A 22,375-nucleotide genomic window follows, 5' to 3' on the forward strand; every position below is an offset into this window, starting at 1 on the left:
TCTCCCCTGTCAGCTTTTTGAACATGTTCAAGAAGGGGGAGGCGCATGGACCGCACGGTCGTCGCCTACGTCATCTACCTCGTCGTCAGCATCGCCCTGACCGTCTGGGTGGCCCGCACGCTCAGCCGCAACGGACGGGTCTTCCTCGCCGACGTGCTGCGCGGCAACGAGAAGCTCGCCGACGCCGTCAACCACCTCCTGGTGGTCGGCTTCTACCTCGTGAACCTCGGGTTCGTCGCGCTGTACCTCAGTGGCGACGGGACGATCGAGGACACCCGAGGCGTCTTCGAGGCCCTGTCGACCAAGCTGGGCGTGGTGCTGCTGGTGCTCGGCGTGATGCACCTGGCCAACGTGTACGTCCTCAACCGGATCCGCAGGCGGGGTGCCCTGGAGCGGGAGCAGGTGCCGCCGGTCGCGCCCCAGGACTGGGTCCAGGCGTGAACGGCGGCACCACGGCGGACCGCACCCCGGTCCGCCGGCTCACCGTCCTGTACGACGCCCAGTGCTCACTGTGCGCCTTCCTGCGCGGCTGGCTCGTACGACAGCCGCAGCTGGTGCCGCTGGAGCTGGTCCCGGCGGGGTCGGAGGAGGCCCGGCGGCGGTTCCCGGGGCTCGACCACGGCGGCACCCTGCAGGAGATCACCGTCGTCGGTGACGCGGGGCAGGTCTACCGCGACACGGCCGCCTGGATCGTGACCCTGTGGGCGCTGCGCGAGCACCGGCCGCTCGCCCACCGGCTCAGCACCCCGTCCGGGGCGCGGCTCGCGAGGGGCGCGGTGCTCGCCGCCGCCAAGTGGCGGGGCGCGCAGTGGCAGAAGGGCCAGTGGGGCGGCACGGTGTACCGCCGCTCGGACGGCTGGGCGTACGACCCCCACCGGGGCTGGTTCCACACCCCGCCGGGCTGTGCCGGCGACGGCTGTGCCACTGGCTAGGCTCTCTTGTCGTGCCTGCGAACAACGACCCCGCCAGCAACAACCCCGCGAACAACGACCCAGAGAACAACCACGGCCCCCAAGAGGGCGCTCCCCCGAGCGCTTCGAGCAAGTCCGAGCAGACTCGCGCGCTGATCCTGGAGACGGCCATGCGGCTGTTCCAGGAACGGGGGTACGACAAGACGACCATGCGGGCCATCGCCCAGGAGGCCGGGGTCTCCGTGGGCAACGCGTACTACTACTTCGCGGGCAAGGAGCACCTGATCCAGGGCTTCTACGACCGGATCGCCGCCGAGCACCAGGTGGCGGTCCGGGAGGTGCTGGCCCGGGAGACCGACCTGGAGGCGCGGCTCGCGGGGGTGCTGAAGGTCTGGCTGGACATCGCGCAGCCCTACCACGAGTTCGCGGTGCAGTTCTTCAAGAACGCCGCCGATCCCGACAGCCCGCTCAGCCCCTTCTCCCCGGAGTCCGAGCACGCGCGCGTGGAGGCCATCTCGGTGCACCGGGAGGTGCTGCGGGGCGCGACGAGGACCAAGGTGCCCGAGGAACTCCGGGACGTGCTGCCCGAGTTGCTGTGGCTCTCCCAGATGGGTCTCGTCCTGTACTGGATCTTCGACCGCACCGAGGGCCGCGAGCGCAGCTACCGGCTCGCCGAGCGCGGTGCCCGGCTCACCGCACGGGGCGTGTCGCTGGCCCGCTTCCGGGTGCTGCGGCCGCTCGTGCGGGAGGTGCACGAGCTGTTCACGGACTTCCTGCCGGGGATGACGAAGGTGATGCCGAGCCCCGGCGGGAAGTCCTAGTCACGTCAGTTGACGGCGTCGACCTCGTCCTCGGAGACCTCGGCCAGTTCGACGTCGTACACCAGCGGTCCCTCCCCCACGACGACCTGCCGCGCGCGCGATCCGTACGACGGGGCCGTGGCCGCCAGCAGGTACGTCCCCGGTGCCGGGACCGAGACGATGTAGGAACCGTCGGCCAGCGCTACCACGCGGTCCAGTTGACGGCCCCCGGCCGACAGCAGGGTCACGGACGCGCCCTCCACCGGGTCCCCCTCCGTCGTACGGACGTAGCCGTGGACGGCCGAGGCGGGGCCGCCGTCCGCACCGGCCCCGGCGCGGGTGTCGGCGGCAGCGGTCGCCGTGGTGGGCACCGCCTCCTCCTTCGGTTCCACCGCGAGGTGCGGCAGCCGCTTCTCCAGCCACCCGGGCAGCCACCAGTTGGCGTTGCCGAGCAGATGCATCGCGGCCGGTACCAGGGCGGTGCGCAGGATGAACGCGTCCAGGGCGACGGCGGCGGCGAGGCCCACACCCGCCACTGCGGCGCCCGAGTCGCCGCTGAGGACGAACGCCATGAACACGCAGACCATGATCAGGGCGGCGGAGTTGATGACCCGGCTGGTCTCCGCGAGGCCGACGCGTACCGCGCGCGCGTTGTCGCGGGTGTGCACCCACTCCTCGTGCATACGGCTCACCAGGAAGACCTGGTAGTCCATCGAGAGGCCGAAGAGCAGGGACAGCATGATGACCGGCAGGAAGGCGTTGATGGGCCCCTCCTTGCCGAGGCCGAGCAGTTCCAGGCCCCAGCCCCACTGGAAGATCGCGACCAGGACGCCGAAGGAGGACGCGGCGGCGATCAGGTTCATCAGGGCGGCCGTCAGCGGCACCACCAGCGAGCGGAAGGCGACCAGCAGGAGCAGGAAGCCGAGGCCGATGATCGTCGCGATGAACAGCGGCAGACGGTCGCCCGTGACGGTGGAGAAGTCCTTGGACACGGCCGTCACCCCGCCCACGTGGGCCTCCACGCCCGCGGCCGGGATGACGTCGTCCCGCAGCCGGTCGATCAGCCGGTCCGTCTCCACGGACTGGGGTGAGGTCGTGGGCACGACCTGGATGACCGTCACACCCCGCGCGGGCGGCAACGCGGCCACCTGTGCGACGCCGGGCGTGTCCTCAAGGCCCTTGACCAGGGCGCTCGTCTCGCCGCCCTCGGTGACCACCTGGAGCGGTCCGTTGAAGCCCGGTCCGAAGCCCTCGGCGAGCAGGTCGTAGGCCTTCCTGGTCGTCGTCGAGGCGTCGTCGTTGCCCTGGTCGGTGGCGCCGAGGCGGAGCGATAGCACGGGAACGGCCAGCACGGCCATGAAGACCAGGGCGAGCGCGGCGATCCTGCGGGGGCGCTTCTCGACGGCCGTCGACCAGCGGGCCGCGAGACCCGAGGCACCCTCGGACTCCGGCCCCTGGGCGGCCAGCCTGCGCCGCTGGCGGCGGCTGAGCACGCGCGGGCCGAGGAAGCCGAGCAGGGCCGGCAGCAGGGTCGTGGCGGCCAGGACGCTCAGCACCACGGTCAGCGAGGTGCCGATCACCACGCCGTCCAGGAAGCGCAGGCGCGTCACCAGCATGCCGGCCAGCGCGATGCAGACCGTGCCGCCCGCGAACAGCACCGCCCGGCCCGAGGTGTTGAGGGCGGTGACCGCCGCCTCCTCGGGGTCCAGGCCCCGCTGGATGCCCTTGCGGTGCCGGGTGACGATGAACAGGGCGTAGTCGATGCCGACGCCGAGGCCGATCAGGGAGGCCAGCAGCGGGGCGATGTCGGGGACGTCGGTGGTGTGGCTGAGCAGCTGGGTGGCGAACAGACCCGTGCCCACGCCGAAAACGGCGATCGCGATCGGCAGCGTCATGGCGAAGAACGAACCGAAGGCCAGGAACAGCACGACGGCGGCCGCGACGATGCCGACGCCCTCCGACAGCCCCTGCGGCGGCTCCTGCACCCGCTGGATCGCCTGGCCGCCCAGTTCCACCTGGAGACCGGCCCGGTCGGCCCCCTGCGCGGTGTCGAGGACGTCCTGGACGAGTTCCTTGGGCACCTCGTTGGCCCGCTTGACGAAGGTGACCTGGGCGTACGCGATGGTGCCGTCCTTGCTGACCTGCCCGGCCCCCCGAGCGTCGTAGGGACTGGCCACGGCCCCGACGCCCGGCATCTTCGCGATGTCGTCCAGGACGGGCCGTATCCGGTCCCGCACCGCCTGGTCCCGCACGGAGCCCTCGTCGACCTTCCAGACCACCGTGTCGGTGTCGCCGGAGGTGTTCGGGAAGGCCTTCTCCATCAGGTCGTACGCGCTCTTGGAGTCCGTGTCGGGCAGGGAGAACACGTTCGCGTAGTTCGTGCCCGCCGTCGAGGCCGAGAAGCCCAGCCCGAACAGCGCCCCCAGCCACAGCAACAGGACCACCAGCCGGTGCCGATAGCACCAGCGTGCCAATGCCGCCACGCTCAACTCTCCTCAGTAGTCGGTCGGTCCCCCAGGTCCTGCGGTACAGGATCGGCGGCGGCACACGCGCGTGGACATGAGACACCCATGACTCTCAAGGAACTCCAAAGGGCGAACCGGCCCGACTGTCAGTGGCCCGGCCGATACTGGGGGCATGACTGGGGGAGAGACGAAGAGTCCGGGGACCGTGCTGGTGGTGGAGGACGAGGAGAGCATCGCCGACGTCCTCGCCATCGCCCTGCGCTACCACCGGTTCGAGGTGATGGTCGCGGGCTCCGTCCGCGAGGCGCTCGCGCTCGCCGACCGCACCTGCCCGGACGTGGCCCTGCTCGACGTCATGCTGCCCGACGGCGACGGCCGCGCCCTCGGCCGTGAACTGCGCGCCCGCACGCCCGGCCTGGCGCTGGTCTTCCTCACCGCGCGGGACTCCCCCACCGAGATCGTCGGCGCGCTCGGCTTCGGCGACGACTACATCACCAAGCCGTTCAACATCGACGAGGTGATCGCCAGGATCACCGCCGTGCTGCGCCGCACCCGCCCGGCCGACGTCCTGCCGCAGCGCCCGCCCCTGCGCTACGGCGACCTGGAGCTGGACGAGACGACGTACTCGGTGCACCGCGAGGGCCGCACGGTCGAGCTGACCCCCACCGAGTACGCGCTGCTGCGCTTCCTGGTGCGCAACGGCGGCCGGATCGTGCCCAAGGAGCAACTCCTGCGCCATGTCTGGCAGTACGAGCACACCCCGCCCGAGTCGACCGTCGTGGAGACCTACATCAGCTATCTGCGGCGCAAGCTGGACGTCCTGGGCCCGCCGGTGATCACCACCCGGCGGGGTGTCGGATACGGGCTCGCATGACGTTGCGCCTGTCCCGTCGCCGGCACGGCATCCACTCCCTGCGCGGCAAGCTGACGCTGGCCAATGTGGCACTGCTCGCGATCGGCATCGTCGCGGCGACCGCCGTGAGCGTGATGGGCATGCGGTACTACCTGCTAGACCAGATCGACAGCCAGCTCATCAAGACCCGGGACTCCCTGGGCGGTTCGGAGCTCACGCTCCGGGAGATCGACTCGCTGAGCATGCTGAGCTTCGTCCGCGACCGGCTCATCCCCGCACAGGACGGCAAGGACCGTTCGACGGGCACCGTCTTCGCGGCCGTCGACAGCAAGGGTCAGCCGGTCGGGATCCTCGGCTTCGATCCGAGCGAGTCCCAGCGGGACCTGGCGAAGGCGGTGGGCGACCCGAGCGCGCTCGCCGCCGCCTCCCGGCCGCACGACGTCACGCTCGACGGCTCCACCTACCGCGCGACGGCAGCCCGGCTCGGCGACGGCACGTACGCGCTGCTCGCCGCACCCACCGATGTCCTGCACCAGGGCGTCGCCAAGGCCGTCCGCCTCGACCTCGCGATCGGCAGCCTGCTGCTCGCGCTGCTGGCCTGTCTGACGATGTTCAGCGTCCGGCGCCGGATGCGGCCGCTGGAGGACATGGTGGAGACCTCGTCGGCGATCGCCGAGGGCGACCTGACCCGGCGCATCCCCTCCAGCTGCGAGGCCACCCTGGAGGTCGAGCAGCTGCGGGTCGCCCTCAACTCCATGCTCCACCAGGTCGAGTCGGCGTACCGCACGCGCGAGCGCAGCGCGGCCCAGTTGCGCAGCTTCGTCGCCGACGCCTCGCACGAGCTGCGCACCCCGCTGTCCGCGATACGCGGCTACCTCCAGCTGTACGACAAGGGCATGCTCTCCGACCCGGACGAGCGGAAGCGGGCCTGGACCAGGGTCCTCGCGGAGACCGACCGGATGGGGCGGCTGGTGGACGAGCTGCTCACCCTCGCCCGTCTCGACCAGCAGCCCGAACTGCGCTTCAGGAACGTCGACCTGAGCCGGCTGGTGCGGGAGGCGGCCGAGGACCTGCGGGTGCAGCAGCCCGACCGGCCCGTGGAGGTCGCCGCCGAGGGCGCGCTGCTGGTGCGGGCCGACGAGTCCGGGCTCAGACAGGTGCTGGGCAACCTCGTGGGCAACGTCCGCACCCACACGCCCGCCGAGGTGCCGGTGCGGCTGTGCGTGGAGCGCGCGGACGGGGTCGTACGGCTGTGTGTCGCGGACCAGGGGCCGGGGCTGGGCGAGGAGGACGCGGCGCGCGTCTTCGACCGGTTCTTCCGGGCCGGCGGCGGCGCGGGCAGCGGTCTCGGGCTGGCGATCGTGCAGGGGGTGGTGCGGGCCCACGGCGGCGAGGTGGCGGTCCGTACGGCCCCGGGCGAGGGGCTGGCGGTGACGGTCACGCTGCGGGAAGGGAGGCCGGTGTCCGACGCCTGACGCCGGGCTCCGGCTGGTGGGGGTGCCGGGGGCGGGGGCCGGGTGGGTGGGGGAAGGGGCGGGGGTGTACGGCCGTATCGCTGAAGTCAGTGGGCGAGGACCAGGGCCCAGACGGTCTTGCCGTGTCTGCCGCGGGTCCAGATGCCCCAGGCCGCGGCGATGTTCTCGACGAGGTGCAGGCCGCGGCCGGTCTCCTCGGACTCGCCGACGACCCGCAGGCGGGGTTCGAGACGGCCCTCGTCGGAGACCTCTATGAGGCAGGAGCCGTCGGCGAGGGCGGTCACCGCGACCTCGAACTCGCGCTCGAGGAGCGGCCCGTGGCGTACCACGTTGGTGGCCAGCTCCGAGACCAGCAGGACGGCGTCGGCCAGCGCCGGATCGTCCGGCCCGTGCCCCCAGTCGGTCAGGTGGTCACGGACCCGGCGCCGGGCGAGACCGACGGAAGCCGGATGCCGGGGCAGTCGGAAGGAGTTGCGTCTCAGCACGTCTGCTCCTCACCCCACGCACACCTCCGCCACATGGTGCTTCGTCGAGTGGCTGCCCGGCGTCGCTCGGGCGAATGCCGGTTCCGTGGAAATGCGTCAGCCGCCACACCGGACATGGCGCGATCGCGTCGGGTTCAGATCCAGTTCAGGCTCCACAGGCGGAAGACCCCGGTGCCGTCCGAGAGGTACTGGCCGCCGCCGACGTCCTCGCTGGTGACGACATAGTCCTTGGCTTGCCAGAGCGGGATGACCGGGACGTCCTTGGCGATGTCCGCCTGGAGGTCGCGGAAGTCCTGTTCGGCCTCGTTGCGGTCGGCGTAGCGTTGGCTGTCCTGAATGAGGTGGTCGACCTCGTTGCTGCTGTAGCCGGTGTTCATGGTGCCGTCGCTGCCGACGAGCGGGGAGCCGTAGGTGTCCGGGTCCGGGTAGTCGGCCACCCAGCCGACCGCGTAGGCGTCCAGCTTCCCGCTCGCCCAGCGCTTCTGGAAGTCGGTCCACTCGTAGCCCTTGAGCGTCACCTTGAACAGGCCGCCCGCCTCCAGCTGCCGCTTGAGCTCCTTGGCCTCGGCGGCGGCGGAGCCGCTGTTCAGCCCGTAGCCGTAGGTGAAGCTGACCGGGGTGGACACACCGGCCTGGGCGAGCAGCGCGCGGGCCTTCTTGATGTCCGGCTGCGGGTAGGCGTCGAAGAACGACGTGGTGTGGCCCGTGATGCCGGTCGGGATCAGCGAGTAGAGCGGGTCGACGGTCCCCTCGTACACCGAGGCCGCCAGCTGCTCGCGGTTGATCAGCCAGGCCAGCGCCTGGCGCACCTTGGTCTCGTGCAGCGGCCTGCCCGCGCGGGTGTTGAGGTAGAGGTTGCGGATCTCGGAGCTGTCGGCCTCCGAGACGCGCTGGCCGGGGTCGCTCGGATTGAGGCCGGCGAGCACGTTCGGCGGCAGCTGGCGGTAGGCGACGTCGATCTGCCTGGCCTTCCAGGCGCTGTTGAGCTTGGCCGAGTCGCCGTAGTAGTCGAGTTCGACCGGGCGTCCGGTCTTCTTGATCTCGCCCTGGTAGTTCCCGTTGGGTGCGAGGACCGCCTTCTTGCCCTTCGTGTACGACGTCAGCTCGTACGGTCCGGTGCCGTCGACCTCGTTGTCCTTGCGCAGCGAGTCGGCGGGGTACTTGTGGCTGTCGACGATGGCACCGGCGCCCGTGGCGACCTTGAACGGGAAGGTGGCGTCGGGCGAGGACAGCTGGAAGGTGACCGTGCGCCCACTGGCCTGGACCGACTTGAGGGTGTCCAGGAGGGCGGCGGGACCGACGTCCGAGTTGATCTTCTTGACCCGGTCGAAGGAGTACTTGACGTCCTCGGCGGTCATCTCGCGGCCGCTCGGGAACTTCAGGCCCTCACGCAGCACACAGCGGTAGGTGCGCAGGCCGCTGCCCTGGAAGCCGCAGCTCTGGGCGGCGTCCGGCACGGGTGCGGCGCTGCCCGGCTCGAAGGCCAGCAGCGACTGGAAGACGTTGTTGAACAGCGCCCAGGAACCGGCGTCGTAGGCCCCGGCCGGATCGAGCGAGGTGACCTCGTCGGTCGTCCCCACCTTGATCGTCCTGCCCGTGCTCCCGTCGGACGGGAGCAGCTGCCAGCCGCCTACTCCCACGGCCCCCAGAACAAGCAGCGTCGCGAGAATCCGCACGCGAACCGACCGCATCGGTTTTGCCCTCCCCGGACCCCTGCGGATCCCAGTGCACACGCCACCCCCTAGTGGCGCGAATCACCTAATCACAGGAGTTTCAGCTGGGGGAAGAGGGATTTGTCGAGTTGGGCAAGACGTTACCGCAAGCTGTTTCGGCCACATTTCACAGCGTCTGCACAGGTGTTTCGCACAAGGGGTGCCGTGCGCGCGGTTCAGGTCTGCTTCGACGCCAGTTCGATCACCGTGATGTCCGAGGGGGCGCCCACGCGCGTGGGCGGGCCCCAGGCGCCGGCGCCGCGGCTGACGTAGAGCTGGGTGTCGCCGTAGCGCTCGAGACCGGCGACCGTGGGGTTCGCGGCCTCCGCGACGAGGTTGCCGGGCCAGAGCTGGCCGCCGTGGGTGTGGCCGGAGAGCTGGAGGTCGACGCCGTGGTCGACCGCGTCGTGGATCTGGACCGGCTGGTGGGCGAGGAGCACGCACGCGCGTGCCGTGTCCCGGTCGCCCAGTGCCCTGGCGAAGTCGGGGCCCTGGCCCTCGCTCTCGCCCGCGATGTCGTTGACACCGGCGAGGTCGAACCACGGCAGTTCCGTACGGGCGTTCTCCAGCGGGCGCAGGCCCAGTCGGCGCACCTCCTCGACCCACTGCTCGGCACCGGAGAAGTACTCGTGGTTGCCGGTGACGAAGTACGAGCCGTGCCGTGCCCGGAGCCCGGCGAGGGGGGCGGCCGCCGGGCCCAGGTCCTTCACACTGCCGTCGACCAGGTCGCCGACGACCGCGATCAGGTCGGGCTGGGTGGAGTTGATGGTGTCGACGACCTTCTGGGCGAAGCCGCGCCCCAGCACCGGGCTCAGGTGGATGTCGCTGACCACCGCGATCCGGTACCCCTGCGCCGCGCGCGGGAGCTTCGCCAGCGGCACGGTGACGCGCTTGACCCCGGGGCCGCGCAGGACGCCGTAGGTGCCGAGGCCGACGGTCCCGACGGCGGCCGCGGCGGCGGCACCGGCGACGACGCGGGAGACGAAGAGGCGGCGGGAGGGGGCGGGGTCGCTGGAGGGGGTGGTGACGGAGTCCCCGGGCGGGGCGGCGGACACGGGGGCGGACGCGGGCGCGTCGTCCGAGGATGCCGCTCCCGCCGGCACCCGCTCCGGGTGCGGTACGGCGGTCAGGGGCGGCTCGCGGCGCCGGTCCCAGCGCACGAGGAGACGTCCCAGCAGGGGCCGTACGACCTCACCCGCCACGACCGCGAGCAGCAGGTAGATCGACAGCGCCAGCCACAGGAACCCGGGCCACGCGAGCACGCGCTGGAGCCAGAAGGGGGCGCCGGTGCGCTCCGCGACCAGGGCACCGATCGCCAGCACCCAGCCGCCGCCGATGACCGCAGCACCCACCCTGCGTGCCGGGCCGGGGCCGCGGGTGGTGTCGCGGAACAGACGGCGCCACAGGTACCAGTTGGCCGTCACGAGGACGGTCAGGGCGAGCAGCGCGAAGACAATGATCACGCAGAGTCAACTTCGCGGGGCGGCTGTGAGTTCCCACGCAGTGCGCGCAACCCACGCAACCCGATGAGCCCGACGACCGTCCCCAGTACGAAGGAGACGACGGCCAGCAGCAGGTGCACCCAGAAGTACGCGGTCGGGTCGCCCGCGTCGTCGAAGGCGAGTCCGCTGGCGTCCTTGACGAGGTTCTTGACGAAAGTGATCCAGATGATCCAGCTCCACACCCCGAAGGCGAGCAGGAACCAGGAGACGGGGCGGCTGAGCTTCATGGGTCCAGTATCGCGGGCCGCTGCCCCTCCTGGCGGCCGGGGTGGCGCTGCCCCGCACGGCGGCCGGGGCGGTGCTACCCCTTCCGGCGGCCCGGGCGGGCTGAGCGGTGGGACTTCACCCGCAGCGCCATGTACGTTCCTGAACGTGTCCGCTCCCCAGAAGAAGGCCATCAGGCGATCCCTGCTGGTCACCTCCGCCGCCCTGTCGTCCCTCGCGCTGACCGCGCCCGTCGCCCTCGCGGCCCCCGGTCCCTCGCCCAGCGGCCCCTCACCGAGCGCCAGTCCCTCGGTCACTCCGCCGGCGAGGATGTCGACCGTGGGCGGCGCGCGGCTCGGCCTCGCGGGCACCCAGGTCAACCTGGCGAACGGGGTCCCGGTCCTGCCCAAGGACATCACCGCGCGCTCCTGGATCGTCACGGACGCCGAGTCGGGCGATGTGCTCGCCGCGCACAACGCGCACTGGCGGCTGCCCCCGGCGAGCACCATGAAGATGCTCTTCGCGGACACGGTGCTGCCGAAGTTCCCCAAGGCCGAGAAGCACAAGGTCCTGCCCTCCGACCTCGCGGGCATCGGCGCGGGCTCCAGCATGGTCGGGATAAAGGAGAACGAGACCTACACCGTCCACGACCTGTGGCTCGGTGTCTTCCTTCGCTCCGGCAACGACGCCGTGCATGTCCTGTCGGCGATGAACAAGGGTGTCGCCAAGACCGTCGCCGAGATGAACGAGCACGCCGAGGAGCTCCAGGCCCTCGACACGCACGTGGTCAGCCCCGACGGCTACGACGCTCCCGGCCAGGTCTCCTCCGCCTACGACCTGACCCTCTTCGCCCGCTCAGGGCTTCAGAAGAAGGACTTCCGGGAGTACTGCTCGACGGTCACCGCGGCGTTCCCGGGAGCCACGACGAAGAACAAGAAGGGCAAGACCGTCCGCAAGCCCTTCGAGATCCGCAACACCAACCGGCTGCTGAGCGGCGATTACGACATCTCGCAGTACCAGGGCATCGCAGGTGTGAAGAACGGCAACACCACCAATGCCGGGGCCACCTTCACCGGTGTGGCCGAGCGCAATGGCAGGGTGCTGCTCGTGACGGTCATGAACCCGTCCAAGGAGGAGCACAACGAGGTCTACAAGGAGACCGCCAAGCTCTTCGACTGGGGCTTCAAGGCGGCCGGCAAGGTGGAGCCGGTCGGTGAGCTGGTGCCGCCGAAGGGCGCCGCGGGGTCCGGCGCCCAGCCGGCGGCCTCGGGGGAGGCCGGGGGCGGGTCCGGGGGCTCGGGTGGCTCGGACGGCTCAGGGGCCTCGTCGAAGCACGTCGCGTCCGCCGCGGCCGGCGGCGGCTCCGGGGGCGTGTGGACGGCCCTCGGCATCACGGGCGGGCTGCTGGTGCTGCTCGCTGCCGGGGCGTTCCTTGTCAACCGCCGCTGGCCGCTGCCCGATCTGGTACGTCGCCGCTCTTCTCGTCCTTGAGCCGCCGGTCCTCGAGGGCCTGGTCGTCGAGTTCCTGCTCTTCCAGTTCCTGCTCTTCGAGTGCTTGTTCTTCGAGTTCCTGGTCCTCGAGTTCGCGCTCCTCAAGCTCCTGCGCTTTGCTGCCCGTGGCCGTCCACGCGGCGCAGAACAGCACCAGTTTCGACGTGAAGTTGATCCACAGCAGCAGGGCGACGGGGACGCCGAACGCGCCGTACATGCTCTTCGTCGCCACGCCCTGCATATAGCCGCTCAGCAGGAGCTTCAGGAGCTCGAAGCCGACCGCGCCGGTCAGCGCGGCGACCAGCAGCCGGCGGCGGTGCGGTTCGACGCCGGGCAGCAGGGTCAGGACGTACAGCAGGAGCAGGAAGTCGGCGAGTACGGCGACGAGGAAGGCGGTGGCCTGGAGGAGCAGGCTGCCCCAGCCCTCGCGGTCGATGCCGGCCTGGTCGGTGATCCAGCCCACCATCGCGGAGGCGATCGTGGAGATGGCGATCGTCACCAGGACGGCGCCGCCGAGCCCGACCAGGATGCCGAAGTCCTTGACCTTGCGCAGGATGGCGTTCTCGTCCTCGTCGGGCAGCTCCCACACCGCGCGCAGGCACTCGCGCGTCGACCCCGCCCAGCCGATGCCGGTGAACAGCAGGGCGCCGGCGGCGATCAGGCCGACGGTGCCGGCGTTCTGCACCAGGGCGCCGACGTCCAGCTGGTCGGAGATGCCGGGGACCTGGTCGGCGATCTTGTTCTGGAGCTCGTCCTGCTGCTTGGTGCTCAGCGTGGCGGCGGCGATCGCGGCGGCCACGGTGAGCAGCGGGAACAGCGCGACGAAGCTGGTGAACGTCATCGCCGCGGCCAGCCGGGTCCACTTCACCCGGTCCAGCCGTTCGTACGACCGCCACGCGTGCGTGGCCGTCAGGCGCACCCAGAGCGGCCCGACGACGGGGAGTTTCTTCAGCCAGTCCATGATCGGATCTTGCCCTCCGTGCGGACGACCGATGTGCGGGTACCCCGAAATCGTGGGGTGGTGACGAGTATGGGGGCCGGTGTCGGGGTTGTTCCGTCAGCCGTGCCGGTGCCGGTGTCGGGCGCCGGTCCCGGCGGGCGTCACCGTCTGGCGGTCGGCGTCACCATCTGGCGACCGCCAGGCCGTACATCGCGAGCCACGTCAGGGCGATGAGGGCGAGGGCGCGGTCGCGCAGGACGACCTCCTCGGGCTCGCCCGCCGTGCCGCGGTCGGCGAAGACGGCGTATCTGAGGATCGCCAGGATGAAGGCCACCACGGACAGTTGCCGCCAGGGCAGCAGGCCGCCGTGCGGGCCGTGGTGGTCCTCCAGGGCCCACAGGCAGTAGCCGAGCACGGCGACTCCGGCCGCGAGCTGCCAGACGAAGCGCAGATAGCCGGTGGTGTACTCGGTGAGCAACGCGCGCGTGGCGCCCGCGTTCCCGGCCATCTGGACGGCCTCGGAGTAGCGCTTGGCCGAGACCATGAACAGCGCGCCGAACCCGGTCGTGATCAGGAACCAGCGCGAGAGCGGGATGCCGAGCGCCAGACCGCCCGCCGCCGCCCGCATCAGGAAGCCGGTCGTGACGACCGCGAGATCGACGACGAGGACGTGCTTGAGGCTGACGCAGTAGGCCAGTTGCATGCCGACGTACGCCGCGAGGAGTGCCGCTACCGGGGGCGAGGTCAGCCGGGCCGCCGCGGCCGGCGTGAGGACGGCCAGGGCGCCGCCGACGGCGTAGGCGACGGGCACCGGGACCTGCCCGGCGGCGATCGGACGGTGGCGCTTGGCGGGGTGGGCGCGGTCGGCCTCGACATCGCGTGCGTCGTTGATCAGGTACACGGCGGCGGCGCAGGCGGTGAAGAGGGCGAAGACGAGGGCGAGTCGGGGAAGGGCGTGCGGGTCGAGGAGCCGGCCGGCGGCGGCGGGCGCGGCGACGACGAGGACGTTCTTGACCCACTGCTTGGGTCTGCCCGCCCTGAGCAGCCCTCGGAGGACGCCGGTGAGGGTGCGGGGCCGGGGCGGCGGGGTACGGCGGTGAGGGGTGCGCTGCTCCAGGAGCGGGGGGCGGGTGGCGTTGCCGAGGGGCGCTGTCTCCGTCACGCGCGCTCCTGGTTGCCTGCCGGCCTCTTGCTGCCTGCCCTCATCCAGCGCGCCCCCAGGCGTGCCGTGAGCGCGCCCAGGGCCGCGCCCGCAAGGACGTCCGAGGGGTGGTGGACGCCCACGACCAGCCGGGAGAGGCACATCGCGGCGGCGAGCGGCGGGACGAAGTGCGCGCCGAGCGTGCCGAAGGCGACGGCCGCGGTCGCGGCGGAGGTGGCGTGGGAGCTGGGGAAGGAGTGCCGCCCCGCCGTACGCACCAGGGGCTCCACGTGTGCCGGGCGTGGACGCCGCACCACCCTCTTCACGCCCATGCTCACAAGGTGCGCGCCGGCGGTCAGAGCCGTACCGCGCAACCAGGTGACCCGACGTGGGCCGTCCAGGGCCGCCCCGGCGAGCCCCACCGTGAGCCACAGCGCCCCGTGTTCGCCGACCAGGGACAGGGCACGCGCGACCCCGGCCACGCGCGGATCGCCGCCGCCCCGGGCCCGGAGCATCGAGAGAATGTGGCCGTCCATGCTGTCCATGCCGTCCAAGCCGTCCATGGGGACTCACTGTTCACGGGACCACGACCGGAACTCCGGCAATATTGAGCGACATCCCATTAATCACCCATTTCGGGGAGGAAAGGGATGTTTACGAACGAATCACAGCCATAGCGGCGATACGGTCACCGGCATGTCTGCCGAGACCGTTCCCCTCACGGGCTGGGGCCGCACCGCCCCCACCGCGGCCCGTCCGACCCGCCCACGCAGCTACGAGGAGGCCGTGGCCGCCGTCCGGGACTGCGGGGCCCGCGGCGGCATCCCGCGGGGCCTGGGACGGGCGTACGGGGACGCGGCGCAGAACGCGGGCGGCGCGGTGTTCGACATGACCGGCCTGGACCGTGTCCACGCGATCGACGCCGACGGCGGCACCGTGCTGTGCGGCGCGGGCGTCTCCCTGCACCGGCTGATGGAGGTGCTGCTGCCGCTCGGCTGGTTCGTGCCGGTGACGCCCGGCACCCGCCATGTCACCGTCGGCGGCGCGATCGGCGCTGACGTCCACGGCAAGAACCACCATGTGTCCGGCTCCTTCTCCCGCCATGTGCTGTCCTTCGAACTCCTCACCGCCGACGGCGAGATCCGCACCGTGCGGCGGGACACGCCCCTGTTCGACGCGACCACCGGCGGCATGGGACTGACCGGGGTGATCCTCACCGCGACGGTCCAGCTCCAGCCGGTCGAGACCTCCCTGATGTCGGTCGACACGGAACGCGCGCGTGACCTCGACGACCTGATGGCCCGTCTGACGGCGACGGATCACGCGTACCGCTATTCGGTCGCCTGGATCGACCTGCTGGCCCGCGGCGCGGCCACGGGACGGGCGGTGCTGACACAGGGGAACCACGCTTCGCTGGAGGCGCTGCGATCATCGGGGGCGCCGGAGGGCGGCGCACGCGCGCGGAGGGACCCGTCCGGCGCACGCGCGCTCAGGGATCCGCTGGCCTTCCGGACCCCGCGCTTCCCGGCCCCGCCCGCGTTCCTCCCCGAGGGGCTGCTCAACCGCACGACCGTGGGGCTGTTCAACGAGCTCTGGTACCGGACGTCGCCTCGCGCGCGTACCGGCCGCCTCCAGCGGATCCCCACCTTCTTCCACCCCCTGGACGGCGTGCCCCACTGGAACCGGGTCTACGGCCGCGCCGGCCTCGTGCAGTACCAGTTCGTCGTCGGACACGGCCAGGAGGAGGCGCTGCACCGCATCGTGCGGCGGGTCTCCGGACACCGGTGCCCGTCCTTCCTCGCCGTGCTGAAGCGGTTCGGGGACGCCGACCCGGGCTGGCTGTCCTTCCCGGTGCCCGGCTGGACTCTGGCCATGGACCTCCCGGCCGGCCTTCCCGGCCTCGGCGCTCTCCTCGACGAGATCGACGACGAGGTGGCCGCGGCCGGTGGGCGCGTCTACCTCGCCAAGGACTCCCGGCTGCGGCCGGAGCTGCTCGCCACCATGTACCCGCGTCTGGACGACTTCCGTGCGCTGCGCGCGGAGCTGGATCCGCGCGGGGTGTTCACCTCGGACCTGTCCCGCCGTCTCGCCCTCTAGCCGGACCGGCCGGCCCCACGTCGGACCTCGCCATCGATCACGGTCCTGCCGTTCGCCGTCCCGCCGCCCCGCCGCCCCGCCGCCCCAAGGAGCTGCTCGTGAAAGACGCCTTCGGTCTCCCCCAGTCCCTGCTCGTCCTCGGCGGCACGTCGGAGATCGCGCTGGCCACCGCCCGCCGTCTCGTCGTCCGCCGCGCCCGCACGGTGTGGCTGGCGGGGCGGCCCTCCCCCGCCCTGGACAGCGCCGCCGCGGAGCTGCGCGCCCTGGGCGCCGACGTCCACACCGCCGCCTTCGACGCGCTCGACCCCGAGTCGCACGAGACGGTGCTCGGCAAGATCTTCGCTCAGGGCGACATCGACATGGTGCTGCTCGCCTTCGGGATCCTCGGCGACCAGGCCCACGACGAGCGTGATCCGGTCGCCGCGGTGCGGGTCGCGCAGACCAACTACACGGGCGCCGTCTCGGCTGGACTGGTCTCCGCGCGCGCGTTGCAGGCCCAGGGGCACGGCTCGCTGGTCGTGCTCTCCTCCGTCGCCGGGGAGCGGGCCCGCCGGGCCAACTTCATCTACGGCTCCAGCAAGGCCGGCCTCGACACCTTCACCCAGGGCCTCGGCGACGCGCTCCACGGCACCGGGGTGCACGTCATGGTCGTACGCCCCGGGTTCGTCCGGTCCAGGATGACGGCCGGGCTGGAGGAGGCGCCGCTCGCGACCACTCCGGAGGCGGTCGCGACGGCCATCGAACTGGGGCTGCGGCGGCGCTCGGAGGCGGTGTGGGTGCCGGGGGCGCTGCGGGTGGTGATGTCGGCGCTGCGGCATGTGCCGCGGGGGGTGTTCCGGCGGCTGTCCCTGTAACTGTGGTTACAGCCGTTGCGGTCGGCTGTGATGGGAGTTACAGCTGGCTCGTCGGCAAGGAGCCGCGGTCCGCGCGTCCCGCCTGGGGCGGCACGATCGATCCCCCGAACGTGAACTCCCGCAGCTTGCGCCAGACCCCGTCGGGGCCCTGCTCATAGAGCGCGAATCCAGTGCAGGGCCACGCGGCCTCGAAGTCGGCGAGCTCCTCGAAGGCGCGGTCCATGGCCGCTTCGTCGATGCCGTGCGCCACCGTGACGTGCGGGTGGTACGGGAACTGGAGTTCCCGTGCGACCGGCCCGGAGGCGTCACGGACCTGCTTCTGGAGCCAGGTGCAGGCCTCGGCGCCCTGGGCGATCCGGACGTACACGACCGGCGACAGCGGCCGGAAGGTGCCGGTGCCGGACAGTTTCATCGGGAAGGGCCGGCCCGCCGCGGCGACCTCGGTGAGGTGCGCCTCGATGGCGGGCAGCGCGCCGCTGTCGACCTCGGTCGGCGGCAGCAGGGTGACATGGGTGGGGATGCCATGAGCCGCGGCGTCGCCGAAGCCCGCGCGCCGCTCCTGGAGCAGGCTGCCGTGAGGCTCCGGGACCGCGATCGACACACCGATCGTTACGGTCCCCACGTCGTCTCCTGTTCGTCCCTGTCGTCCTGTCGGATTCGTTCCCAGCCGTCCGGCTATCGACTGTACGGCCACGGCTGTGCTGTGGGCAGGCGCGGGCGTAGTGATGTGCAGCGCTCTGCCCGGTGGTGCTGGTGTGCGGTGGTGCGCCCGGCGATCAGTGCTTGGCGGGCAGGAAGCCGACCTTCTCGTACGTCTGGGAGAGGGTCTCCGCGGCGACCGCGCGGGCCTTCTCCGCGCCCTTGGCCAGGATCGAGTCCAGCGTCTCCGGGTCGTCCAGGTACTGCTGGGTGCGCTCCCGGAAGGGCGTCACGAAGTCGACGACGATCTCGGCGAGGTCCGTCTTGAGCGCACCGTAGAGCTTGCCCTCGTACTGCTGCTCCAGCTCCGGGATGCTCGTGCCCGTCAGGGTCGAGTGGATGGTGAGCAGGTTGCTGACGCCGGGCTTGTTCTCGGCGTCGTAGCGGATGACGGTGTCGGTGTCGGTGACCGCGCTCTTGACCTTCTTGGCGGTGACCTTCGGCTCGTCGAGGAGGTTGATGAGGCCCTTCGGCGTGGACGCCGACTTGCTCATCTTGATCGACGGGTCCTGGAGGTCGTAGATCTTGGCCGTCTCCTTGAGGATGTACGGCCTCGGGATCGTGAAGGTCTCCCCGAAGCGGCCGTTGAAGCGCGTGGCGAGGTCGCGGGTCAGCTCGACGTGCTGGCGCTGGTCCTCGCCCACCGGGACCTCGTTGGCCTGGTAGAGCAGGATGTCCGCGACCTGGAGGATCGGGTACGTGAACAGGCCGACGCTCGCGCTGTCGGCGCCCTGACGGGCGGACTTGTCCTTGAACTGGGTCATGCGGGAGGCCTCGCCGAATCCGGTGAGGCAGTTCATGACCCAGGCGAGCTGGGCGTGCTCGGGGACGTGGCTCTGGACGAAGAGCGTGCAGCGCTCGGGGTCGAGACCGGCGGCGAGGAGCTGGGCCGCGGCCAGGCGGGTGTTGGCCGTGAGCTCCTTCGGGTCCTGCGGGACCGTGATCGCGTGCAGGTCGACGACCATGTAGAACGCATCGTGGGTCTCCTGGAGGGCCACCCACTGGCGGACGGCGCCGAGGTAGTTGCCGAGGTGGAACGAGCCTGCGGTGGGCTGGATTCCGGAGAGCACGCGGGGACGATCAGAGGCCATGCTCACCATTCTCTCAGGTGTCGGGGACCGATCCGGAACCAGTCGGAAACAGAAGCGCCACGGGTGGGAACCGATTCGGTCCGGTTCCCGCTGGTGGGCGCTGCCGGACCGCGCCATGTGTGACGAAGGGAGGGGTTCGCGAGCTTGAGTTGGTGAGACGGTGTCGATCGAGGGGGATGCGGTGCGGAACGGACAGGGAGAACTGCGGCTCGGGCCGCGCGGGGCGTTATGGGCGCTGGCCCCGGCGGTCCTGGCGGTGAGCGCGTTCGGGGCTCCGGCGGCCGACGCGGCGGTGCGTTCCGGCGGGCCGGCTGTCGCCGGCCTGGAGCGCCAGGACCAGTTGTTCGTCGCCCGAGACGGCACACGCCGGCACCGCGCGGACCGGACCGTCTTCGACCGGCTGGACCGGGCAGGGTTGTCGGGCGGTTCCGGCGGGGGACATGCCGGGGGCGGCCGGCGGGACGAGGGCGCCGGTCGGCACGACGTCTGGTGGGCGGTGCCGGGGCTCGCCGTGGGATTCGCGGCCGGGGCCGGCGGCACCCGGCTGATACGCCGCGCGGCGGCCCGGCCGGGAGCCGGACCACCGCGGGAGGAGCCCTGAAGAGAAGGAGGGGTCAGCCCAGGTCGATCTCGGGGTAGAGCGGGAAGCCGGCGACGAGCTCGGTGGCCCGGTGGGAGATCTCGTCCGCGACCTTCGCGTCGAGGATGTGCGCGGCCTTGGAGGGCGCCCCCGACTTGGTGGTGCCGGCCTCGGTGGTGGTGAGGACGCGGTCGATGAGACCTGCGACCTCGTCCATCTCGGCGGTGCCGAGGCCCCGGGTGGTCAGGGCGGGGGTGCCGATGCGGATGCCGGAGGTGTACCAGGCGCCGTTCGGGTCGGCCGGGATCGCGTTGCGGTTGGTGACGATGCCCGACTCCAGCAGGGCGGCCTCGGCCTGGCGGCCGGTGAGGCCGTAGGAGGAGGCCACGTCGATCAGGTTGAGGTGGTTGTCGGTGCCGCCGGTGACCAGGGTGGCGCCGCGGCGCATCAGGCCCTCGGCCAGGGCGCGGGAGTTGTCGACGATGCGCTGGGCGTAGTCCTGGAAGGAGGGCTGACGCGCCTCGGCGAGGGCGACGGCCTTGGCGGCCATGACGTGCGGGAGCGGGCCGCCGAGGACCATCGGGCAACCGCGGTCGACCTGGTCCTTGAGGGAGTCGTCGCACAGCACCATGCCGCCGCGCGGGCCGCGCAGGGACTTGTGAGTGGTGGTGGTGACGATCTGGGCGTGCGGGACGGGGTCGAAGTCACCGGTGAGGACCTTGCCGGCGACGAGACCGGCGAAGTGGGCCATGTCGACCATGAGCGTGGCGCCGACCTCGTCGGCGATCTCCCGCATGATCCGGAAGTTCACCAGCCGCGGGTAGGCGGAGTAGCCGGCGACGATGATCAGCGGCTTGAACTCGCGGGCCGAGGCGCGCAGAGCCTCGTAGTCGACGAGGCCGGTGGCCGGGTCGGTGCCGTAGGAGCGCTGGTCGAACATCTTGCCGGAGATGTTCGGGCGGAAGCCGTGGGTGAGGTGGCCGCCGGCGTCCAGGGACATGCCGAGCATGCGCTGGTTGCCGAAGGCCTGGCGGAGCTCGGCCCAGTCGGCGTCCGAGAGGTCGTTGACCTGGCGGGCACCGGCCTTCTCGAGGGCGGGGACCTCGACGCGCTGGGCGAGGACGGACCAGAAGGCGACGAGGTTGGCGTCGATGCCGGAGTGCGGCTGGACGTAGGCGTGGCGGGCGCCGAAGAGCTCCTTGGCGTGTTCGGCGGCCAGCGACTCGACGGTGTCGACGTTGCGGCAGCCGGCGTAGAAGCGGCGGCCTACGGTGCCCTCGGCGTACTTGTCGCTGAACCAGTTGCCCATCGCGAGGAGGGTGGCCGGGGAGGCGTAGTTCTCGGAGGCGATCAGCTTGAGCATCTCGCGCTGGTCGTGGACCTCCTGGCCGATGGCGTCGGCGACGCGCGGCTCGACGGCTCGGATCACGTCGAGGGCGGCGCGGAAGGCCGTGGACTCGGGGGACAGGGGCTGCTGCTCTGACATGGCGGCCTCCGGGCTGCGTGGCTTGAAGCGGTCACGGATCACGGTTCGGCCCAGGCGCACGGCACTTGGTCACTCGCAGGCCGCTCCCCGATGGTCCGTCCCATCCCAGCGCGCCAGTCACGGCCTGTCGGCCAGCCTACCGGGCAGGCGCAACGGCTCCGGGCCGGCGTCCACCATGCGAGCGACGGCAGCGGGGCGCGCGGTTCCCGCTGCCGTGGCGGTTGACGACGTCAGAACAGCAGGTCGGCCAGGCGGTCGACCTGGTCGGGGTCCGGGGCCCAGCAGGAGAAGCGCGCGGGGGCACGGGGCGACAACGCGTTTCCTGGCGGGCCCGTGCGGAGGCGGGGGCACTGTCCCGGTCTCCCGTTCAGACGCATCGGCCGCTCGGACGAACCGTCCGCTCAAAGAATCACGTGCGGCAGGAAGCGTGCGTACTCGTCGGTGATCAGGCCCGAGGACTCCCGGATGCCCAGGCCCGCCGACTCGCCCTCGACGACCCACGCGCCCAGGACGACACGGTTGCCGTCGAAGTCGGGCAGGGGGGCCAGTTCCTGGTAGCAGCAGGCCTCTTCGCGGAGGGGTGAGGCCGTGCCGGGTTCGTGGACCGTGACTCCGGCGCCCTCGCGGCCCAGCAGGGGCTTGGCGACGTAGCCGGTGGTGGTGGCCAGGTCCCGGGGGCCGTCGAGATGGGCGGGGAGGAGGTTGGGGTGGTCCGGGTACAGCTCCCAGAGGACGGCCAGCAGCGCCTTGTTGCTGAGGAGCATCTTCCAGGCGGGTTCGATCCACAGGGTGCTGCCGGTGCCGCCGCCGTTGTCGAGCGTGTCGAGGACGTGGTCGGCGAAGCGGTCGGTGGTGAGCCACTCCCAGGGGTAGAGCTTGAAGCAGCTGCGGATGAACCGGAGTTGGTTGTCGACGAAGCGTCCGGAGAGCGGATCCCAGCCGATCTCCTCCATCGAGATCCAGTCGGTGGTGACGCCGGCCTGCTCGGCGGTCTCCTTGAGGTAGGCGACCGTCATGAGGTCCTCGCCGAGCTCGTCGGCGGAGGAGTGCGCGAAGTACAGGGGGCTGCCGGGCGGAAGGAGGGCGGCCTGCTTCTTCCAGGCGGCGACGAGGCGTTCGTGGAGGGAGTTCCACTGGTCGGCGTCCGGGAAGCGCTCCTCCATCCAGAACCACTGGGGTGAGGCGGCCTCGACGAGGGAGGTGGGGGTGTCGGCGTTGTACTCCAGGAGTTTGGCCGGGCCGTCGCCGTCGTGGCGGAGGTCGAAGCGGCCGTAGACGGAAGGGAGTTCGGCACGCCGGTGCCAGGACTCGGCGACCGCTTCGGCCACGCGGGGGTCGGTGATGCCGAGGTCGGCGAAGCGGTTCGCGGTGACGATGTGGTCGGCTGCCGTGAGACACATGCGGTGGAGGTCTTCGACGACCTCCTCCAGCGCCTCGACCTCGGGGAGCGTGAAGGAGTAGTAGGCGCTCTCGTCCCAGTACGGCCGCAGGGAGTCGTCGGGGTGGCGGGTGAGCGGGTAGATCAGCCCCTGGGATTCCACGGTCTGCTGCCAGCCAGGGCGGGGGGTGATGGTGTGTCGGCGCATGGT

At 71.4% G+C, this 22,375-nt stretch carries 21 protein-coding genes and 1 riboswitch; of the genes, 9 read left to right on the forward strand and 12 right to left on the reverse strand.

Going from position 1 to position 22,375, the window contains the following annotated elements; all coding sequences use genetic code 11:
• The first annotated feature begins 45 nt into the window (after positions 1–45).
• From H295_RS0112275 to H295_RS43165, 3 genes are read left to right on the forward strand one after another with little or no spacing between them, the layout of a single operon-like run.
• Complete coding sequence (locus H295_RS0112275; RefSeq protein WP_020135659.1) at positions 46–441, forward strand: hypothetical protein; 396 nt, start codon at positions 46–48, stop codon at positions 439–441.
• Positions 438–932 (forward strand): thiol-disulfide oxidoreductase DCC family protein, encoded by a 495-nt coding sequence (locus H295_RS0112280; RefSeq protein WP_020135660.1) that lies wholly within the window; start codon positions 438–440, stop codon positions 930–932. Before H295_RS0112275 ends, H295_RS0112280 begins: the two co-directional genes overlap by 4 nt.
• Positions 933–943: 11 nt before the next feature.
• On the forward strand, positions 944–1,732 hold the full coding sequence (locus H295_RS43165; RefSeq protein WP_051135542.1) for a TetR family transcriptional regulator: 789 nt from the start codon (positions 944–946) through the stop codon (positions 1,730–1,732).
• Between the two features lie 5 nt (positions 1,733–1,737).
• Here the strand turns inward: H295_RS43165 and H295_RS0112290 are convergent, their stop codons facing one another.
• Positions 1,738–4,185, reverse strand: coding sequence for an MMPL family transporter (locus tag H295_RS0112290; protein ID WP_020135662.1), 2,448 nt, complete (start codon positions 4,183–4,185; stop codon positions 1,738–1,740).
• Between the two features lie 163 nt (positions 4,186–4,348).
• Between H295_RS0112290 and H295_RS0112295 the strand changes: the two genes are divergently transcribed.
• Both H295_RS0112295 and H295_RS0112300 read left to right on the forward strand, forming a co-directional pair.
• A complete protein-coding gene (locus H295_RS0112295; protein ID WP_043217430.1) occupies positions 4,349–5,050 on the forward strand; it encodes a response regulator transcription factor in 702 nt (233 codons plus the stop codon).
• A complete protein-coding gene (locus H295_RS0112300; RefSeq protein ID WP_020135664.1) occupies positions 5,047–6,504 on the forward strand; it encodes a sensor histidine kinase in 1,458 nt (485 codons plus the stop codon). The genes H295_RS0112295 and H295_RS0112300 overlap by 4 nt, the downstream gene beginning before the upstream one ends.
• 86 nt (positions 6,505–6,590) lie before the next feature.
• On the opposite strand, the gene H295_RS0112305 is transcribed toward H295_RS0112300, so the two are convergent.
• The 4 genes from H295_RS0112305 to H295_RS47895 all read right to left on the reverse strand — a co-directional run bounded on the left by H295_RS0112305 (position 6,591) and on the right by H295_RS47895 (position 10,430).
• A complete protein-coding gene (locus H295_RS0112305; RefSeq protein ID WP_020135665.1) occupies positions 6,591–6,989 on the reverse strand; it encodes an ATP-binding protein in 399 nt (132 codons plus the stop codon).
• Between the two features lie 134 nt (positions 6,990–7,123).
• Positions 7,124–8,680, reverse strand: a complete 1,557-nt coding sequence (locus H295_RS0112310; RefSeq protein WP_020135666.1) for an ABC transporter substrate-binding protein — start codon at positions 8,678–8,680, stop codon at positions 7,124–7,126.
• 197 nt (positions 8,681–8,877) lie between these two features.
• Positions 8,878–10,164, reverse strand: coding sequence for a metallophosphoesterase (locus H295_RS0112315; protein WP_020135667.1), 1,287 nt, complete (start codon positions 10,162–10,164; stop codon positions 8,878–8,880).
• The gene (locus H295_RS47895) at positions 10,161–10,430 is read right to left on the reverse strand and encodes an SCO4848 family membrane protein (RefSeq protein ID WP_020135668.1); all 270 of its coding nucleotides are present in this window, start codon (positions 10,428–10,430) and stop codon (positions 10,161–10,163) included. Before H295_RS47895 ends, H295_RS0112315 begins: the two co-directional genes overlap by 4 nt.
• A gap of 145 nt (positions 10,431–10,575) precedes the next feature.
• On the opposite strand from H295_RS47895, the gene H295_RS0112325 reads away from it, so the two are divergent.
• Positions 10,576–11,898, forward strand: coding sequence for a D-alanyl-D-alanine carboxypeptidase family protein (locus H295_RS0112325; protein ID WP_020135669.1), 1,323 nt, complete (start codon positions 10,576–10,578; stop codon positions 11,896–11,898).
• Here H295_RS0112325 and H295_RS0112330 read toward each other — a convergent pair.
• From H295_RS0112330 to H295_RS0112340, 3 genes are all read right to left on the reverse strand, one after another.
• Positions 11,843–12,859 carry a YihY/virulence factor BrkB family protein gene (locus tag H295_RS0112330; protein WP_020135670.1) on the reverse strand — a complete coding sequence of 339 codons (1,017 nt, stop codon included), beginning with the start codon at positions 12,857–12,859 and terminating at the stop codon, positions 11,843–11,845. The two genes, H295_RS0112325 and H295_RS0112330, sit on opposite strands and share 56 nt — an antisense overlap.
• A 160-nt stretch (positions 12,860–13,019) precedes the next feature.
• A complete protein-coding gene (locus H295_RS0112335) occupies positions 13,020–14,000 on the reverse strand; it encodes a decaprenyl-phosphate phosphoribosyltransferase (protein ID WP_020135671.1) in 981 nt (326 codons plus the stop codon).
• On the reverse strand, positions 13,997–14,542 hold the full coding sequence (locus H295_RS0112340) for a phosphatase PAP2 family protein (protein ID WP_020135672.1): 546 nt from the start codon (positions 14,540–14,542) through the stop codon (positions 13,997–13,999). The genes H295_RS0112335 and H295_RS0112340 overlap by 4 nt, the downstream gene beginning before the upstream one ends.
• Positions 14,543–14,675: 133 nt before the next feature.
• Here H295_RS0112340 and H295_RS0112345 point away from each other — a divergent pair, with 133 nt between their 5' ends.
• Together H295_RS0112345 and H295_RS0112350 are read left to right on the forward strand one after the other, a co-directional pair.
• Positions 14,676–16,076, forward strand: coding sequence for an FAD-binding protein (locus H295_RS0112345; protein ID WP_020135673.1), 1,401 nt, complete (start codon positions 14,676–14,678; stop codon positions 16,074–16,076).
• Positions 16,077–16,174: 98 nt separating this feature from the next.
• On the forward strand, positions 16,175–16,930 hold the full coding sequence (locus H295_RS0112350; protein WP_020135674.1) for a decaprenylphospho-beta-D-erythro-pentofuranosid-2-ulose 2-reductase: 756 nt from the start codon (positions 16,175–16,177) through the stop codon (positions 16,928–16,930).
• A gap of 37 nt (positions 16,931–16,967) precedes the next feature.
• Here the strand turns inward: H295_RS0112350 and H295_RS0112355 are convergent, their stop codons facing one another.
• Together H295_RS0112355 and trpS are read right to left on the reverse strand one after the other, a co-directional pair.
• Positions 16,968–17,552, reverse strand: a complete 585-nt coding sequence (locus tag H295_RS0112355; RefSeq protein ID WP_020135675.1) for a 2'-5' RNA ligase family protein — start codon at positions 17,550–17,552, stop codon at positions 16,968–16,970.
• A gap of 154 nt (positions 17,553–17,706) precedes the next feature.
• A complete protein-coding gene (gene trpS / locus H295_RS0112360; RefSeq protein ID WP_043217465.1) occupies positions 17,707–18,720 on the reverse strand; it encodes a tryptophan--tRNA ligase in 1,014 nt (337 codons plus the stop codon).
• Positions 18,721–18,901: 181 nt separating this feature from the next.
• Here trpS and H295_RS43170 point away from each other — a divergent pair, with 181 nt between their 5' ends.
• A complete protein-coding gene (locus H295_RS43170; protein WP_234021595.1) occupies positions 18,902–19,321 on the forward strand; it encodes a hypothetical protein in 420 nt (139 codons plus the stop codon).
• 13 nt (positions 19,322–19,334) lie between these two features.
• On the opposite strand, the gene H295_RS0112370 is transcribed toward H295_RS43170, so the two are convergent.
• Together H295_RS0112370 and H295_RS0112380 are read right to left on the reverse strand one after the other, a co-directional pair.
• Positions 19,335–20,786 (reverse strand): glycine hydroxymethyltransferase, encoded by a 1,452-nt coding sequence (locus tag H295_RS0112370; protein ID WP_028809288.1) that lies wholly within the window; start codon positions 20,784–20,786, stop codon positions 19,335–19,337.
• 41 nt (positions 20,787–20,827) lie between these two features.
• Positions 20,828–20,917, reverse strand: a riboswitch (ZMP/ZTP riboswitch).
• Between the two features lie 270 nt (positions 20,918–21,187).
• A complete protein-coding gene (locus H295_RS0112380; RefSeq protein WP_020135679.1) occupies positions 21,188–22,372 on the reverse strand; it encodes a glutathionylspermidine synthase family protein in 1,185 nt (394 codons plus the stop codon).
• Positions 22,373–22,375: the final 3 nt, after the last annotated feature.

It is taken from the genome of Streptomyces sp. 351MFTsu5.1, from assembly GCF_000383655.1.
Classification (GTDB): domain Bacteria; phylum Actinomycetota; class Actinomycetes; order Streptomycetales; family Streptomycetaceae; genus Streptomyces; species Streptomyces griseorubiginosus.